Origin of the sequence: Streptomyces sp. TRM68367 (genome assembly GCF_014495685.1) — a bacterium.
GTDB lineage: Bacteria > Actinomycetota > Actinomycetes > Streptomycetales > Streptomycetaceae > Streptomyces.
Window position 1 is genome coordinate 1 of sequence record NZ_JACTVI010000023.1, and the last position, 14,289, is coordinate 14,289.

Annotated in this window: 18 protein-coding genes and 2 pseudogenes; 11 read left to right on the forward strand and 9 right to left on the reverse strand. The window is 69.0% G+C overall.

Annotated features, from left to right (window positions below):
- Both H8R17_RS17250 and H8R17_RS17255 read right to left on the reverse strand, forming a co-directional pair.
- Positions 1-375 (reverse strand): TetR/AcrR family transcriptional regulator (locus tag H8R17_RS17250; RefSeq protein WP_187824091.1); only part of this gene is annotated, 375 nt, incomplete at its 3' end.
- Between the two features lie 344 nt (positions 376-719).
- The gene (locus H8R17_RS17255; RefSeq protein ID WP_187824092.1) at positions 720-1,427 is read right to left on the reverse strand and encodes a GntR family transcriptional regulator; all 708 of its coding nucleotides are present in this window, start codon (positions 1,425-1,427) and stop codon (positions 720-722) included.
- Between the two features lie 142 nt (positions 1,428-1,569).
- Here H8R17_RS17255 and H8R17_RS17260 point away from each other — a divergent pair, with 142 nt between their 5' ends.
- The 7 genes from H8R17_RS17260 to H8R17_RS46815 all read left to right on the forward strand — a co-directional run bounded on the left by H8R17_RS17260 (position 1,570) and on the right by H8R17_RS46815 (position 8,629).
- Entirely contained in the window at positions 1,570-1,791 is a 222-nt protein-coding gene (locus H8R17_RS17260; RefSeq protein ID WP_187824180.1) for an SDR family NAD(P)-dependent oxidoreductase, read from the forward strand.
- Positions 1,773-3,488, forward strand: coding sequence for a dihydroxy-acid dehydratase (locus H8R17_RS17265; RefSeq protein WP_187824093.1), 1,716 nt, complete (start codon positions 1,773-1,775; stop codon positions 3,486-3,488). The genes H8R17_RS17260 and H8R17_RS17265 overlap by 19 nt, the downstream gene beginning before the upstream one ends.
- Before the next feature lie 79 nt (positions 3,489-3,567).
- Complete coding sequence (locus tag H8R17_RS17270) at positions 3,568-5,082, forward strand: CocE/NonD family hydrolase (protein WP_187824094.1); 1,515 nt, start codon at positions 3,568-3,570, stop codon at positions 5,080-5,082.
- A 301-nt stretch (positions 5,083-5,383) separates the two neighbouring features.
- Positions 5,384-5,857, forward strand: a complete 474-nt coding sequence (locus tag H8R17_RS17275) for an ABC transporter permease subunit (RefSeq protein WP_187824095.1) — start codon at positions 5,384-5,386, stop codon at positions 5,855-5,857.
- 25 nt (positions 5,858-5,882) lie between these two features.
- Positions 5,883-7,031: an alpha-hydroxy acid oxidase gene (locus H8R17_RS17280; protein ID WP_316959429.1), complete on the forward strand. Its 1,149-nt coding sequence runs from the start codon at positions 5,883-5,885 to the stop codon at positions 7,029-7,031.
- Between the two features lie 27 nt (positions 7,032-7,058).
- On the forward strand, positions 7,059-8,027 hold the full coding sequence (locus tag H8R17_RS17285) for a fumarylacetoacetate hydrolase family protein (RefSeq protein WP_187824096.1): 969 nt from the start codon (positions 7,059-7,061) through the stop codon (positions 8,025-8,027).
- A gap of 32 nt (positions 8,028-8,059) precedes the next feature.
- Positions 8,060-8,629, forward strand: a complete 570-nt coding sequence (locus H8R17_RS46815) for a cupin domain-containing protein (RefSeq protein ID WP_187824097.1) — start codon at positions 8,060-8,062, stop codon at positions 8,627-8,629.
- A 177-nt stretch (positions 8,630-8,806) separates the two neighbouring features.
- Here the strand turns inward: H8R17_RS46815 and H8R17_RS17295 are convergent, their stop codons facing one another.
- From H8R17_RS17295 to H8R17_RS46830, 3 genes are all read right to left on the reverse strand, one after another.
- The gene (locus tag H8R17_RS17295; protein WP_187824098.1) at positions 8,807-9,181 is read right to left on the reverse strand and encodes a helix-turn-helix transcriptional regulator; all 375 of its coding nucleotides are present in this window, start codon (positions 9,179-9,181) and stop codon (positions 8,807-8,809) included.
- Positions 9,182-9,326: 145 nt separating this feature from the next.
- Complete coding sequence (locus H8R17_RS46825; RefSeq protein ID WP_262505310.1) at positions 9,327-9,785, reverse strand: hypothetical protein; 459 nt, start codon at positions 9,783-9,785, stop codon at positions 9,327-9,329.
- A complete protein-coding gene (locus H8R17_RS46830) occupies positions 9,710-10,045 on the reverse strand; it encodes a hypothetical protein (RefSeq protein ID WP_262505311.1) in 336 nt (111 codons plus the stop codon). The genes H8R17_RS46825 and H8R17_RS46830 overlap by 76 nt, the downstream gene beginning before the upstream one ends.
- A 149-nt stretch (positions 10,046-10,194) precedes the next feature.
- Between H8R17_RS46830 and H8R17_RS49235 the strand changes: the two are divergent.
- Positions 10,195-10,293, forward strand: a pseudogene (locus tag H8R17_RS49235) (3-oxoadipate enol-lactone hydrolase); the annotation flags it as partial.
- A 380-nt stretch (positions 10,294-10,673) separates the two neighbouring features.
- Here H8R17_RS49235 and H8R17_RS46835 read toward each other — a convergent pair.
- The 4 genes and pseudogenes from H8R17_RS46835 to H8R17_RS17315 all read right to left on the reverse strand — a co-directional run bounded on the left by H8R17_RS46835 (position 10,674) and on the right by H8R17_RS17315 (position 12,794).
- A complete protein-coding gene (locus H8R17_RS46835; RefSeq protein ID WP_262505312.1) occupies positions 10,674-10,901 on the reverse strand; it encodes a hypothetical protein in 228 nt (75 codons plus the stop codon).
- 94 nt (positions 10,902-10,995) lie between these two features.
- Positions 10,996-11,373, reverse strand: a pseudogene (locus tag H8R17_RS49240) (ISAs1 family transposase); the annotation flags it as partial.
- Positions 11,262-11,864 (reverse strand): transposase family protein, encoded by a 603-nt coding sequence (locus tag H8R17_RS17310; protein WP_187824100.1) that lies wholly within the window; start codon positions 11,862-11,864, stop codon positions 11,262-11,264. The pseudogene H8R17_RS49240 and the gene H8R17_RS17310, both read right to left, overlap by 112 nt.
- A gap of 99 nt (positions 11,865-11,963) precedes the next feature.
- The gene (locus tag H8R17_RS17315) at positions 11,964-12,794 is read right to left on the reverse strand and encodes a helix-turn-helix transcriptional regulator (protein ID WP_187824101.1); all 831 of its coding nucleotides are present in this window, start codon (positions 12,792-12,794) and stop codon (positions 11,964-11,966) included.
- A 171-nt stretch (positions 12,795-12,965) separates the two neighbouring features.
- On the opposite strand from H8R17_RS17315, the gene H8R17_RS17320 reads away from it, so the two are divergent.
- From H8R17_RS17320 to H8R17_RS17330, 3 genes are all read left to right on the forward strand, one after another.
- Positions 12,966-13,415: an NAD(P)-dependent oxidoreductase gene (locus H8R17_RS17320; RefSeq protein WP_187824102.1), complete on the forward strand. Its 450-nt coding sequence runs from the start codon at positions 12,966-12,968 to the stop codon at positions 13,413-13,415.
- Positions 13,416-13,524: 109 nt separating this feature from the next.
- On the forward strand, positions 13,525-13,692 hold the full coding sequence (locus H8R17_RS17325) for a hypothetical protein (protein ID WP_187824103.1): 168 nt from the start codon (positions 13,525-13,527) through the stop codon (positions 13,690-13,692).
- A gap of 33 nt (positions 13,693-13,725) precedes the next feature.
- Entirely contained in the window at positions 13,726-14,199 is a 474-nt protein-coding gene (locus tag H8R17_RS17330; RefSeq protein ID WP_262505313.1) for a nuclear transport factor 2 family protein, read from the forward strand.
- Positions 14,200-14,289 lie beyond the last annotated feature (90 nt).

Here is a 14,289-nt window from a genome sequence, read left to right on the forward strand (position 1 = left end):
GACCCGGGCCATCCTGGGGTTCTCCTCGTTCACCTTGGCCAGGACCTCCATCTGGAGTTCGAGCTGGCGGCGGGCGGGGGCTCGGTGGGCGCCGTCATCGCCCAGCCGGGCGGCCACGACCTCCCGGCGCTCGACCGCCCAGGCATCCAGCATGTCGCGCTTGCGGGGGAAGTGGTTGAAGACGGTCCGACGGGCAAGGTCGGCACGTTCCGCGATCTGGTCGATGGTCGTCGCGACATAGCCCTGTTCGGCGAACAGCTCCAGGGCGGCACCCAGGATCGCGGAGCGGATCCTCTGCCGCTGGCGCTCCCTGCGGCCAATCGGCTGCTCGGTCGGGCCTGCCGGGCTCTTGGCTGCCGCGGGTGAACGGGTCACGTGGGTTCCCTCGCCTGGACGTCACGGTCGTGTACTCGATTCGCACTGGCTCACATTCTATAGATGCATTGATGGTGCATCGGTGCATTAAGGTGCATACTTAGACCTGTGGGGACCCGCTGTCCCGCCGTCTCACCCTCTGGAGGGCCGCACCATGCCGTTCACCTTCGCCGTAGACCCCGCCGAACTCATCGAGGAGCGCGCGCCCCAGTGGCGGTTCGGGGGTAACAGTGCTGGAGATCGAGGCCGGCACCGGCGCCGACCTTCCGCTGACCTCACCGACGTCGATGAGCTGCGTGGGCTCGCTGTGTGGGCCGACGGACATGCGATCAGCGGTCACTGTCTCACCTTGAGCCCAACGGTGTGCCGGTGAAGTACTCGCGGACCATCGTGGCGTTCGACTCCAGCAGATGGTCACGGATCGCGGTCTCCGCGCGGCTCGCGTCTCCCGCGGCGACGGCGTCGGAGACCGCTTCGTGAGCCGCCCGTTCGACGTCGGAACGGATGTGGTCCTCGATCCCGGGCACGAGATGGTGAAGGCGGCAGACCTCGTTGGTGAGCCGCTCGACGATGCTGACGGCCCGTCCGTTGCGGGAGGCCCGCACGCAGGCCAGGTGGAAGCCGGTGGCCGCCTCGACGCGGACGCTGAGGTCGGCGTCCTCGGCGAACTGCCGGGCCATGTGGTCGCGCAGCTCGACCACCAAGTCGGCGTTGACGTTGCGTGCGGCAGCGGCGAACAGCGGTGGCTCGAGCAGCAGACGCAGGTCCATGACCTCGCGGATGTCCTGGTAGCTCAGGCTGGTGACCATGTAGCCCTTGCGGGGCAGGACCGTGACCAGCCCTTCGACCGTCAGCAGTTGGAGCGCTTCGCGTACAGGTGTCTTCGAGACGCCGTACTGCTGCGCGAGCCCGGTCTCGATGACGACCCCACCGGGAGGAAGCTCCGCTCGCAGGATCTGACGTCGCAGTTCGTCCCGGATCCGCTCGGTTTGGGACCGGCGATCCTGAGATATGTCAGTGGAGCGATTTCTGCTGTCTGGGCCTTCACCCATGTGACCTCCCCCTTATCGCGCGTAGCGAGCAGATATCCATGCTAGAGGACGTGGACCGTGCCCCCGCTGGAAGCTCTGCGCTCCATCTGGTGGACACGAGTGAGATCTTAGAAATATATTAGCGGCATCGAAGGGAGGCATCATGGTTGCCGGCTTCACCAACCGGCCCGTGGCCATCGTGACTGGGGCTGCCGGCGGCATCGGTGCGGCGGTTGCCGCGGCCCTCGACGAGCGCGGCTACCGGCTGGTGCTCCAAGGATTCGGCGATCAGGCCAAAGGAGCTGCGCTGGCCGCTGGTCTGACCTCTGAGATATCTGCGTCATATCATTGGAGTGAAGGCGGGCCATGTCGCAACGCGGAGTGAGCCGCGGTGGGGGAGCGGCCTTCAGGGACCCGGGGCAGGACGGAATGCTCCATCGGGCGTTCCTGCGCGGGACGGGCCTCAGCGCTGAGGATGTCCGGCGCTCACCGGTGATCGGGATCGCCACGTCCGCGAGTGACCTGAACCCTTGCAACCTGGGCACCACAGCGCTCGTCGAGCGGATCAAGGAGGGTGTCCGGTCCGCGGGTGGTCTGCCGCTGGCCTTCCCGACCATCTCCGTTTCCGAGCCCTTCACCCGCCCCACCAGCCTCTACCTGCGCAATCTGCTCTCGATGGATGTAGAGGAGATGATCACGGGCTCTCCCGTCGACGGAGTGGTGCTCGTAGGGGGATGCGACAAGACGGTTCCGGCGCAGATCATGGGAGCGCTGAGCGCGGGAAAGCCGGCCGCCGTGCTGACCGCGGGACCTCGGATGCCGACGTCCTTCGGCCGGCACGAGAACTTCACCATCGACGACATCTGGCCGGTGTGCGAGGCCCGCCGTGTCGGTGAGGTCAGCGACGAGGAGTGGGTGCAGCTCGAACGCTGTGCGATCGGCGGCGTGGGCACCTGCAACGTCATGGGGACCGCGATCACCATGGCGGCGGTCGCGGAAGTGCTCGGGTTCTCACTCCCGGGCTCGTCGCTGCCGCCGGCGACCAGCGACGTGCGGGAGGAACTGGCCTTCCGTACGGGGGAGGCGATCGTGGCCGCGACGCGAGCCGGCCAGGTCCCGGGTGAGCTGGTGTCGATGAAGTCGCTGGAGAACGCGTTCCGCGTCGTCAGCGCCCTGGGCGGGTCGACGAACGCCGTCATCCACCTGGAGGCGATAGCGGGCCGAGCGGGCCACGTACTCGGCATGCGCAGATTCTCGGAGTGGTCGGCGACGACGCCCCACGTCGCCGACGTGCGGCCGAGTGGCCAGTACTCGCTGGCCGCACTGGAGACCGCCGGCGGAGTACCCGCGGTGCTGAACCGCATTCGGGACCTGGTGCACCTCGACACGGTCACGGTCACCGGCCGGACCTGGAAGGAGCACCTCGACAGCCGCGACTTCCCGTCCCACCCCGCGATCGCGGGCAGTGTTCCCCTGGCGCCCCGTGGCGGCCTCGTCGTCCTGCACGGCAACCTCGCCCCGTGTGGCGCTGTCCTGAAGGTCGCCGGTGTTCACGACGAGCGGCTGCAGCGGCATCGCGGGCGCGCGGTCGTCTTCGAGGGACTCGCCGACCTCAACGCGCGCATCGACGATCCCGATCTCCCGGCCGACGCCGACAGCGTGCTGGTGCTGCGCGGGATGGGGGTGATCGGGGCGCCCGGGATGCCCGAGGTCGGCCATATTCCGGTACCGGCCAAGCTGCGCAGGGCCGGTGTGCGCGACATGCTGCGCATCTCCGACGCGCGGATGAGCGGCACCGCGACCGGCACGGTCGTCCTCCACGTCACGCCGGAGGCCGCAGTCGGCGGCCCGCTCGGACTGGTGCGCGAGGGAGACGAGATCGAGCTGGACGTGGCGGCGGGCACCATCCGGGTGGTGCTCAGCCCGGAGGAACTCGCCCGCCGGTGCAGTGCCACGCCCCCGCCCCAGCCTCCGCGTGGCTACGCGTGGTTGCACCACCAGCACGCTCTCCAGGCCGACCAGGGGTGCGATTTCGACTTCCTGCGCCCCGACTTCCGGGCGCGGGCGGATGCCGCCGGATGAGGAGACGCTGATGCGTCCCGTCGCCGGTTCCGTGCGAACCGACCAAGACTTTGCGCTGGCTTAGAAGGAGTGAAGCGACATGCAGATACAACGGGATGTCATGGTGGAGACCCGCGAGGGGTCGCTGATCGCCGTGAACGTCTTCCGGCCCGACGGCGACGCGCCGGTGCCGGTGATCGCCTCGATGAGCCCGTACGGGAAGGACGTGCACTGGCCGGAGCGCTACCCGCTCTACGAGGTCGCCGACCAAGGTGACCACGCCGTGTGGGAGACGCCCAGTCCCGAGTGGTGGACAGCGCGCGGATACGCGGTGGTCCGCGCTGATACCAGGGGTACCGGGAAGTCGCCCGGGCGGCTCGACCTCAACAGCCCCAAGGAGATCGAGGACTTCTACGATGTGATCGAGTGGTGCGGGACCCAGCCGTGGTCGACGGGGAAGGTCGCGTCGAGCGGCATCTCGTGGTATGCGGTGATGAGCTGGCGTGTCGCAGCGCTGCAGCCGCCGCACCTCGCCGCGGTGGTGGCGTGGGAGGGGCTCACCGACTGGTACCGCGAATCCGGCAGGCAGGGCGGTATCTACGCCAACGGAGGCATGGAGGGCTGGTGGCAGGGCCAGATCGAGCCCCAGCGGAACTCCGAGGACTTCTCCAGCCTGCCCGACGAGCTGGGGTCGCGTGAGCTCCTCGACGACTGGTACCGCGAACGGACCGTCGATCTTTCACGGGTGACGGTGCCGGTGCTGTCGGCCGGCAACTGGGGTTCCATCCACCTCCACCTGCGCGGCAACATCGAAGGGTGGCTCGGCGCGGCGTCGGACCACAAGTGGCTGGTCGTCCACGTCGGGTCCCACATCGACCCCTACTACTCGGACTGGGGCAAAGAGCTGCAGTTGCGCTTCCTGGACCGCTTCCTGAAGGGCGACGAGGCGGCGATGGACGGTGTCCCGCCCGTGCGGCTGGCGATCCGCCGCGGACACGAGGCCGAGTGGCGTGACGAGCAGGAGTGGCCTCTGGCCCGGACCCAGTGGCGCCAGCTCTACCTCCACAAGGAGACGCTGGACTGGGAGGCACCGACGGAGGGGACACTGCCGTATCCGGCCACCTTCGACTTCGTGGCGACCGAGCGCCTGGAGCTGACCGGTCCGGTCGCGCTCCGGCTCTGGGTCTCGCACGTGGCGGACGACCTCGACGCCTTCGTCCGGCTGGAACAGTACGACGTGAACGGTGAACGCATCCCCGCGCTCGGGCCGCACGGCAAGTCGACACCGGTGCCGATGGCGATCGGCTGGCTGCGCGCGTCCCACCGCAAGCTCGATCCTGAGCGCAGCCTTCCCTACCGCCCCTGGCACACCCACGACGAACTCCAGCCCCTTGAGCCGGGGGTGCCGGCGCTGCTGGAGGTCGAGTTCTGGCCGACGTCGCTCACCCTCGAGCCGGGGCAGCGGCTGCAGCTGCAGCTCCTCACGAACGACGACGACCTCCACCCGAGGCTCGCCCACAACGACCCGGCCGACCGGAAGAGCGCGGAGGGTGCGACCGTCCACTCCGGCGGCGAGCACGCCTCGCACCTGCTCGTGCCGGTGATCCCGGGCTGACGGGCAAACCGGCCGTAGGGGCGTTCCGGACCTGACTGAGCCAGGCCGTGATCACGGTGCAACGCGGGGACCGTCGTATTCGTCGGTTCGCCCCTCGCCGCACATCCCGCCCCTTGCCGGCGAGCCGAACACAACGGCCGGTAACGTGGGCGGGATTCTAGACATATATCACTGGTGCCCGCACATTATCGGGTCAGCCGCAGCACCCCGCTCGCCGGACCACTACGTATCTGCCGGCCTCGACGGAAGGGTCAACGCAGTGAGGAGTCGCACTCCACTCTTCGGCAGGCAGCGACCGACCATGCAGACGTCGTCGTCCGCCGGGGCTGTGCTGTCCGCGGTCGGCGGCACGTCCGAGCGGCTCGTCCTGTCCAGGGTGAGTAAGCGGTTTGGCGGGGTCACCGTCGCCGCGTCGGCCATGGCCCGGGCGCTCTACGTGAAGCAGAGCGGATTCGGGCTGCGTCTGGCGGCCATCCGCGCCGCCGAGCACGCCGCGGCCGGACTGGGCGCCGCGGTCCACCACTCCCGGCTGGCCGCACGCGTCGTCAGCGGCGTGCTCACCGGCCTCGCCGGGGCTCTGATCGCCTTCCGGTTCGAGTATCTCGCCGTCCAGCTTGGCCAGCGTCAGCTGGAGTCTCGACGCGGTCCTCATGTCCATCGTGGGCGGCGCGGGAACCCTTCTGATGGACATGCCGGACATACGTCAACAGCAGGAGGTTCGAGTGGTCGTCCGCATGTCGGCCGGTGTCTCCAGACACTTGCCCAGGCTCCGTGAGATCCGGCCATTGCTGAGGCTGCGGATGCCCCGCGTCAGCCGCCGGAGCCGACTGGAGCGAGCCGCGACCATCGAGGATCTCCGGGCACTGGCCAGGACGAGGACCCCGCGTGCGGTGTTCGACTACGTGGACGGCGCCGCCGAGTCCGAGGTGAGCGCCGCCCGTGCGCTCGAGTCCTTCGCCAGGGTGGAGTTCCTCCCCCGGGTGCTGCGTGGCCTGGAGACGCCCGATCTGTCGACCAGCCTGCTCGGCTCGGGCTCCTCCCTGCCGGTGATCCTGGCCCCCGCCGGTTTCACCCGCATGATGCACCACGACGGCGAGCTCGCAGCGGCTGCCGCCGCTGCCGAAGCGGGCATCCCCTACGTGCTCTCGACCCTGGGCACCATGCCCCCGGAGCGCATCGCCGTGCCGGCGTCCGACCGGTGGTTCCAGGTCTACCTCTGGAAGGACCGTGCGGTGACGCGCGCGTTGGTCGACCGCGCGGCCAAGAACGGATTCCGGGCGCTCGTCCTCACCGTCGACACCCCGGTCGCCGGAGCCCGGCTCCGCGATGCCCGCAACGGCTTCAGCATTCCGCCCGCGCTCACGGCCCGGACCCTGCTCGACCTGGCGCGCCACCCGGCATGGTGGTGGAACGTCCTGACGACCGAGCCCCTCACGTTCGCCTCGCTGACCAGCACGGAAGGTGAACCGGCGGCCATGGTGAACCGGATCTTCAACCCCGGTGCAAGGCTCGAGGACCTGGAGTGGCTGCGCCGGATCTGGGACGGCCCGCTGGTCGTCAAGGGAGTGCTGAGCGCTCAGGAGGCGAGCCGCGTGGTGTCGGCCGGAGCCGACGCGGTGATCGTGTCGAACCACGGCGGCAGGCAGTTGGACCGTGCCGCCACGCCGCTGGAGGCCCTCGGCGAAGTCGTTCAGGCCGTCGGGTCCCAGGCGGAGGTGTACATGGACGGCGGTGTCCGATCCGGCGCCGATGTCGCCGCGGCGGTCGGCCTCGGGGCCCGCGCCTGCCTGATCGGCAGGTCCTACCTCTTTGGGCTGATGGCAGGCGGCAGGCCCGGAGTGCAGCGCGCGCTCGACATTCTCAGGACCGAACTCTCCAGAACCATGTCACTCGCCGGTGCCGGACGCCTGGACGAGCTCGCTGAGGGCGTCGGCAGGCTGCGCCGGTGACCGTACCCAGAGCGGAGCCCTTCGACCATGCAATTCGTTACGTACAGAAGCCGTGAGGGCGAACGAGTCGGCGTACTCAAGGACGGTGTCGTCCACGGCCTCGACGAGGGAGTGCGGCTGATCGACCTGCTGGGTGATGACGGCACGCGCCTTCACTCGGCCGGTGAATCCGCCCTGCGGGACCCGCGCGAGGTCCTGCAACTGGACGCCGTGTCACTCGCACCACCGATTCCGCAACCGCCCGCTGTGCGGGACTTCATCACCTTCGAACAGCATGTGTCGGGGACGGCCGCCATCGCCGTCGAGAACGCGACCGTTCCCGCGCTGTGGTACGAGATCCCCACCTTCTACTTCTCGAACCCGCACTCAATCATCGGGGCGAGGGACGACGTTCCGCTGCCCCCCGGATGCGAACGCTTCGACTTCGAACTCGAAGTGGCCGCTGTCATCGGCCGTGAAGGCCGGAATCTGTCACCGGACGCTGCCGCCGATCACATCGTGGGCTACCTGGTGATGAACGACTGGTCCGCTCGTGACCTGCAGTGGCGCGAGATGCGGCTCCACCTGGGACCGGCGAAGGGGAAGGACACGGCGACGACCCTGGGACCCGCACTCGTGACGGCAGACGAACTGGAGAGCCGGCGCAGCGGCACCTCCTTCGACCTGACGATGTCCGCCGCGGTGAACGGAAACGTCGTCGGTACCGACGTCCTGTCTCACATGTACCGGTCATTCGAGGAACTGGTGGCGTACGCCAGCCGCGGAACCAGGGTTCTTCCCGGGGACATCATCGGCTCGGGCACCTGCGGTAGTGGCTGCCTGGCAGAACTGTGGGGGCGCAACGGGATCGACAGCATCCCGCCCCTTCAGGCCGGAGACGAGGTCACACTCTCCGTCGAGCTCCTGGGCGAGCTGAACAACCGCGTGACAACCGGCGATCCACTCCAACCCCTGCGGGCCCGGCGGCACGTTTCGGACGCGTGCCCGGAGACCTGACGAGGTACCACCCACCCAGAGGAGCGAGAGTCATGCCCAAACCCCCCACCCGGGTCATCACCGGCCACAACGGAGGGACGGCCATCGTGACGTCGATGGGCCCGCCGGCCAACGTGTTCGAGATACAGACGGTTCCTGGTGTCGTGTTCTACGAGCTCTGGAACACCACGTCGACTCCGGTGGCCATCGACAACGGCCCGGATCCGACCGACAAGCCGCTGCAGATCAAACCGCCCCCGAACGGCACGGTCATCCGCATGATCGACTACCCGCCCGACTCGGAGACGTTCCTCGCGAGGTCGGCCGAAGAGATGCGTGAGACGTTTGGGGAGATGGGGGAAACGGACGTCACCCTGAGGGCTTCTGAAGCACGCCACCCAGGGATGCACCGGACGGAAACGGTCGACTACGCCGTGGTGATCTCAGGGGAGATCACGTTGATCCTCGACGACAGCGAGACGGACCTCAAGGCGGGGGACGTGGTCATCCAGCGCGGAACGAACCACGCGTGGGCGAACCGCAGCGGTGCACCCGCCCGCATGCTCTTCGTCCTGATGGACGGTCAGTACGATCCGGCCCTGGTCGCCCACTTCTCCTCCTGACATGAAGTCGCAGGTGAAGTGCGAACACGACCTCGGCGATCACCTCGTCGATGCCGACGGCCCGGGCGACCGACTCGGCGACGAGCTGGTTGTCGCCGGTCAGGAGGACGGGCGTAAGGCCGAGCCCTCTCAACTCCGCCACCGCATCAGCGCTGGTCTCTCGCCGTCTGGGGAGGGTCAGGCCACTGCGGAAGTGGTCAGCAGCTTGCCCATCGCGGCGAGCACCGACGGCTCGACGCGGTAGTACACCCAGGTGCCGCGCCGCTCGGAGGTCAGCAGCCCGGCCTCCTTCAGCTTCTTCAGGTGATGACTCACGGTTGGCTGGGAGACGCCGACGTCGGAGATGTCGCACACGCATGCCTCCCCGCCCTCGTGCGAGGCCACGGCAGAGAACAGCCGCAGCCGCACCGGATCACCGAGCGCCTTGAACATCCGCGCAGCCGCCTCGGCCTCCTCCGGGGTGAACGGGCGCTCGGTCAGCGGCGGGCAGCACGGAACCACATCCTGACCGGCGTCGGGTTCCAGCAGCGGCAGCACCTTCGCATTTGGCATACATCTATGTTGACACACGTCGAATCAGTAGGGCGAGGGGCGGCACCGCTCAACTGACCCGCACGTCGCCCCCGCCCGCTGAAGCGCAGACGTCAGAGCCCGGCCGCGGCCGGGGCCTTGCGGACGTGCGCGGCCAGTGCGTCGATCACGTACTGCGCGTCCCGTCCGATGCCGCGCAGCGTGTTCGAGGCGAAGGAACGCTGGAACTCCAGGCCGAGGTGGACCAGGCCCGGGTGGGTGGCGGATATGCCGCCGTGTGCAGAGGCGCACCCTGCTCGTCGAGAGCACCGAGCTTGGCCAGGTAACCCAGGTTCGGCCGGTATCCGGTGGCGAGCAGCACCACATCGACCTGCTCCCGGGCTCCGTCGGCCCACACGACCGCTTCACCGTCAAGGGCGGTGAACATCGGCCGCCGCTGAAGACGCCCGGTCTCCAGCGCGTCCTTGTAGGGGCCGGTGTCGAGCACGAGGGTGCCGCCGACAAAATGGATCACCCATTCCGGCGGCAGATGGTCGAGGCCGCTGGTCGTCAGCCAGTGGTGCAGGTCCTTGCCGTCGCGCAGCTGTGGAAGGAGGGCGCCGTCTGCCCGCCGACCGCGCAGCACGCGACGCGGCAGGGCGGGCACGTCGCAGGCAGCAGCGGGTTGCCGAAGGCCCCGCTCGCCGCGACGATCCCGGCCGCACCCAGGCGGCGGCCGTCGGCGGTGCGCAGCGTGAAGCCGGTGCTGTCATGCTCCATGCTCTCGATGCGGGTGTGGGTGCGGATCTCGGAATCCAGGCGGTCCGCGTAGCGGGTGAGGCAGTCGACGACCTCGTCGCGGTGCGGATAACGGTCGCCATCGCCGTCGAACGGCAGGCCCGGCAAAGAGGCGTGCGGCGCAGGGACTGGGAGCGCCCGCGAGCCAGGAGGACGCACTGTCCCCACGGCCACGCGTACACGCCGGAGAACTCGTACCTGGATCCCCGAGGGTTCCGGCAATGTGAGATTTCGTGATACATGAGAGGGTCTGGGGCGTGAGTGAGACACCACCGAACACCCTGCAATACCGCTTTGACGGGCCAGAAGAGGCCCCGGTCCTGATCCTGGGTCCCTCACTGGACACCACCTGGCACAGGCTGTAGAGACCGTCCATGGACGTCCAGTTATTCCAGCGCGGGCACGAAATTGCAGGTCAGGGCCTTCTGGTCCGAGAGGGTCCGCCCAGTTCTTGACAGGTGTGTGATAGCGGGTGATACAGCGAAGCCCCGCCGGGAACCATCCTGATGGGACCTCTGCGCGGAGCGGTGAGACGACGAGCCGCACCGGAGCGCTCCGGTGCGGCTCCGTCCTGAGATCGGCTGAGCTGGCGCGCACGATGCGGTCGGCGCCCAATGCGGTCCGTGTTCCTGTGACGCTTTCGGGGGTGCGCCTGATTTACGATCGCACCCGCCCACTCGTCCGTAGGGATTCGCGCCCCTCACGGCGCGCCCCGGCCACCAGGGCGCGTGCGTTCTCACGTCGTGGGCTTGATCAGGTCGAGTGCGTGGTCGGGGTGGGACCGGTAGTGATCGACGGCTGCTGCGTGGTTGCGCCAGCCGACGAGTTCGGCCAGGGCGAGGGCGGTGTTGCGCAGGGCGGCCATGACGCGGGGTGCGCTGCCCGTGCGGATCTTGGAGGCGTCTTCGCGGAGGGTGACGTCGCGCAGGTGGTGCAGGGCTTCGATGCCCCAATGCTCGCGCACGTGCTCGGCAAGCTGGGCCGGGGTGGCCTGGCGTCATGGTCAGGTCCGTCAGAGCGTAGACGCGTTCGATGCTCAGTTTTCCGGTGCTGAGCACCCTGCTGCGGCGGACGATCTGCAGGACCTGGTCGGTGTGGGGGAAGTGGAGACCGGGGACGGTGGCGACCTTGATGCGGCGGATCTCGTCGCGGCCGTGCGCGGTGGCGCGGGTCTTGTCCATGAGCGGGATCTCGTGCCAGGGCAGCTTCCGCAGCCGGGCGTGCAGGGTGGGGTGGTTGTCCTTGATCAGGGCGATGTAGTGGGCGTTCTTCTCCTCGACGAGGAAGCGGGCGTGCTCGGTCTGGCTGTGCATCGCATCGAAGGTCACGACCTTGCCCCGCAGGTCGAGCGGTTCCAGCAGCGGCCAGAACGCGGTGATCTCGTTGCTCCTGGTGTCCACCTGGCGCTGGGCGATGACGGTCCGGCTGCCGTGCACCGCCAGATGGACGGCCCGGCTGCCGCGGGCGCGTCAGCCCGCACGGTCTTACCGTCCACCGCGACCGCCTCCCGCTTGGCCAGGCCTCGCTCCGGCTCGGGGGCGGTGAGCGAGTCGGCGCGCTGGAGTTGGAACCAGGCGCCCAGGGCGTCGTCGAGGACGTCGCCGTCGAGGCGTCGGAGCAGTCGGGCGACGGTGGTGGCACGGGGATGCCGCGGACCAGGCCGATCCGGACCCGTGTGGCGGGGTCGAGGCCGGCGGCGAAGTGTGTGATCCCGGCCCAGCCGGCGGCCCCGGCCAGGACGTTGGACGGCCACCAGGCGCAGGACAAGGAGCGGGCCGAGGCCGTAGCGGCAGCCCCGGCACCTTCGCGGGTCCGGGATGGCGTCGAGGACCTCGGCGAGGGAGACGAGCGCGGTGGCGTCGTCCAGGAGACCGCCCGGCATGCGGGCGCGTTGGCGGGCGAGCGTGGAGATCAGGAAAGATGGCATGCGGACACGGTCGGTTCAATCGGGCCTTCAGATTCCGCATCGCCAGGCGCTCGGCCTGCCTTCAAGCCCCGGCCGATGCACGGAGGGCTCCCGGGGCGGTTACCCGACGAGGGCCTGCGTCCCAATGACATTCAGGAGCGCCAAGCGGTTGGCGTCCTCGGTGCCGGGCTGGGCGGTGTAGACCACGATGCGAAGATCGCTGCCGGCGACGCTGAGCACGTCGCAGTCCAGGGTCAGTGCGCCGACCTGGGGGTGGTCGATGGTCTTGCGGGCGGCTTGGTGCTCGCCGACGGCGCCTGACTCCCAAAGCGTGTCGAACTCGGCGCTGCTGCAGCGTAGTTCGGCGATGAGGGACTTGAGGTTCGGGTCGTCGGGGTAGCGGCCGGCGGTGCGGCGCAGGTCGGCAACGTGCGCCACCTGCAGGGCGCCTCTGGATTCGGGGGTGTGGCGCACGCGGCTTCGGGGGTTGACGAAGTTGCGCCAAACCGCGTTGAGGTCATCGCCGTGCCATGCGCCCATGAGTACCGTGTAAAGGGGGTTGGCGAGCAGCTGGGTCCAGGCGGCGTCGAAGACGGCGACGGGTGTACCGCTCAGGCGGTCCAGCACGCGGTGGACGCCAGGGGTGATGTGCTGCGGGACCGTGCCGGGGCCGGGCGGGACGAGGCCAGCCAGACGAAAGAGGTGGGCTCGCTCGTCCTGGGTGAGTCGCAGAGCGCGGGCCAGGGCCCCGACAACCTGGGGTGAAGGGCTGGCGGCTCGTCCCTGTTCCAGCCGGATGATGTAGTCGGCGGAGATACCGGCCAGCTGGGACAGTTCCTCACGGCGCAGACCGGCGGCGCGCCTGCGTCCGCCCGCGGGCAAGCCGACGGCCTGGGGCGAGACCCGGTCCCGCCAGTGGCGCAAGGTTGCGCCGAGTTCTGTGGTCGCCATGCCCTTGATTGTGGCAAGAGAGGCGTTACCTGTCCTGGTACCGCCATTCCCAGGAAAACGGGTCTACTACCTAACCAGGCATCTCCCGCTGACCGTGGAGGCATGACACCAACGCGAACTCCTGCACGACCCGTCGTGGGGTTCATTGGACTGGGTGACCAGGGCCTGCCCATGGCCACCGCGATCGCCGAAGCAGGATTCCCCCTGCGCGCCTGGGCCTGGCGCCTCGCATCCCTGGACGGCCTGGGCAAGATCCCCCACCAGCGACACGACACGGCCGGGGAGCTGGCTGCCGCCTGCGACATCGTCTGCCTGTGCGTGCGCACCGACGCCGACGTCCTACAGCTAGTCGACCAGATCCTGCAGGATCTGCGTCCCGGCACAGTCGTCGTCAACCACGGCACGGGGCTGCCCGGCAACGCCGTCCGACTGGCCCAGCTGTGCGCGAAGCGCGATGTCGAGGTGATGGACGCACCGGTCAGCGGCGGCCGGCCGGCCGCCGAGGAGCGCCGGCTGACCACCATGGTCGGCGGTCCGCTGTCGGCGGCCGAGCGCTGCACGCTCGTGTTCCGGTCCTTCTCCCGCCACGTGGTGCATCTGGGCGAGGCCGGCGCGGGGTAGACGGCGAAGCTGTTCAACAACGCGCTGCTGATGATGAACCAGGCCGCGATCGGGGAGATCGTCGAACTGGCCGCCGAGTTGAAGCTGGACGCCGGACGTCCTGAACACCATGGTGCGGCCCCACAACGTGGACCATCTCTCCGCCGTGGAAGCACTGGACATGGAGCTGTTCGACCAGGCCATGCGCGAGGCCGGAATCGAACCCACCGCCGTCACCGGCCGTGGCCTGGCCGGTGCCCGCGGGCTCGCCCAGTTGCTGCAGCGCCTCAACGCATGAACGACGACTCGTTCCTCTCTCCCGAGGAGCCCCATGTCCGCTGAAGGCGTGACACAGCTGGTGCTGCGCGAACGCCAGAGCCGGGAACGCGGCTGGTACGAGGAGATGGCCACTTGCTTCGCCGACGACTCGATCGTCCAGATGAGCTGGTTCACCGGCAGCGGCGCCGACTTCGTCCGCCAGACCCGCGCCATGGCCGGGCGCGGCGACCACGCGGTGCACCGGCTCAGCCCGCCCACCGTCCGCATCGACGGTGACCGGGCCCTGGTCGAGCTGCCGCTGGTCATCGAGTGGCGCATCAACACCGACGGGGTGCAGGCGGACCTGCCCTCCCCCTGCCGCTCTCAGCACCGCGCTCAGCGCGGCACCGACGGACTGTGGCGCAGCGCGCGGATTACCTCGATCTACGAGCAGGACACCCTCGTCCCGGTCCTGCCGGGCACCCGGCTCGCCGTCGACCCGGCCGAACTGGCCGGCTACCGGCCGTCCTACCGGTTCCTGGCCTGATACCTGAACCGCAAGGGCTACACCGTCGGCGATCACCACCTCGGTGACGACCAGCCCGACGCCGTCGCCGCGCGGTACCGCGCCCAACAC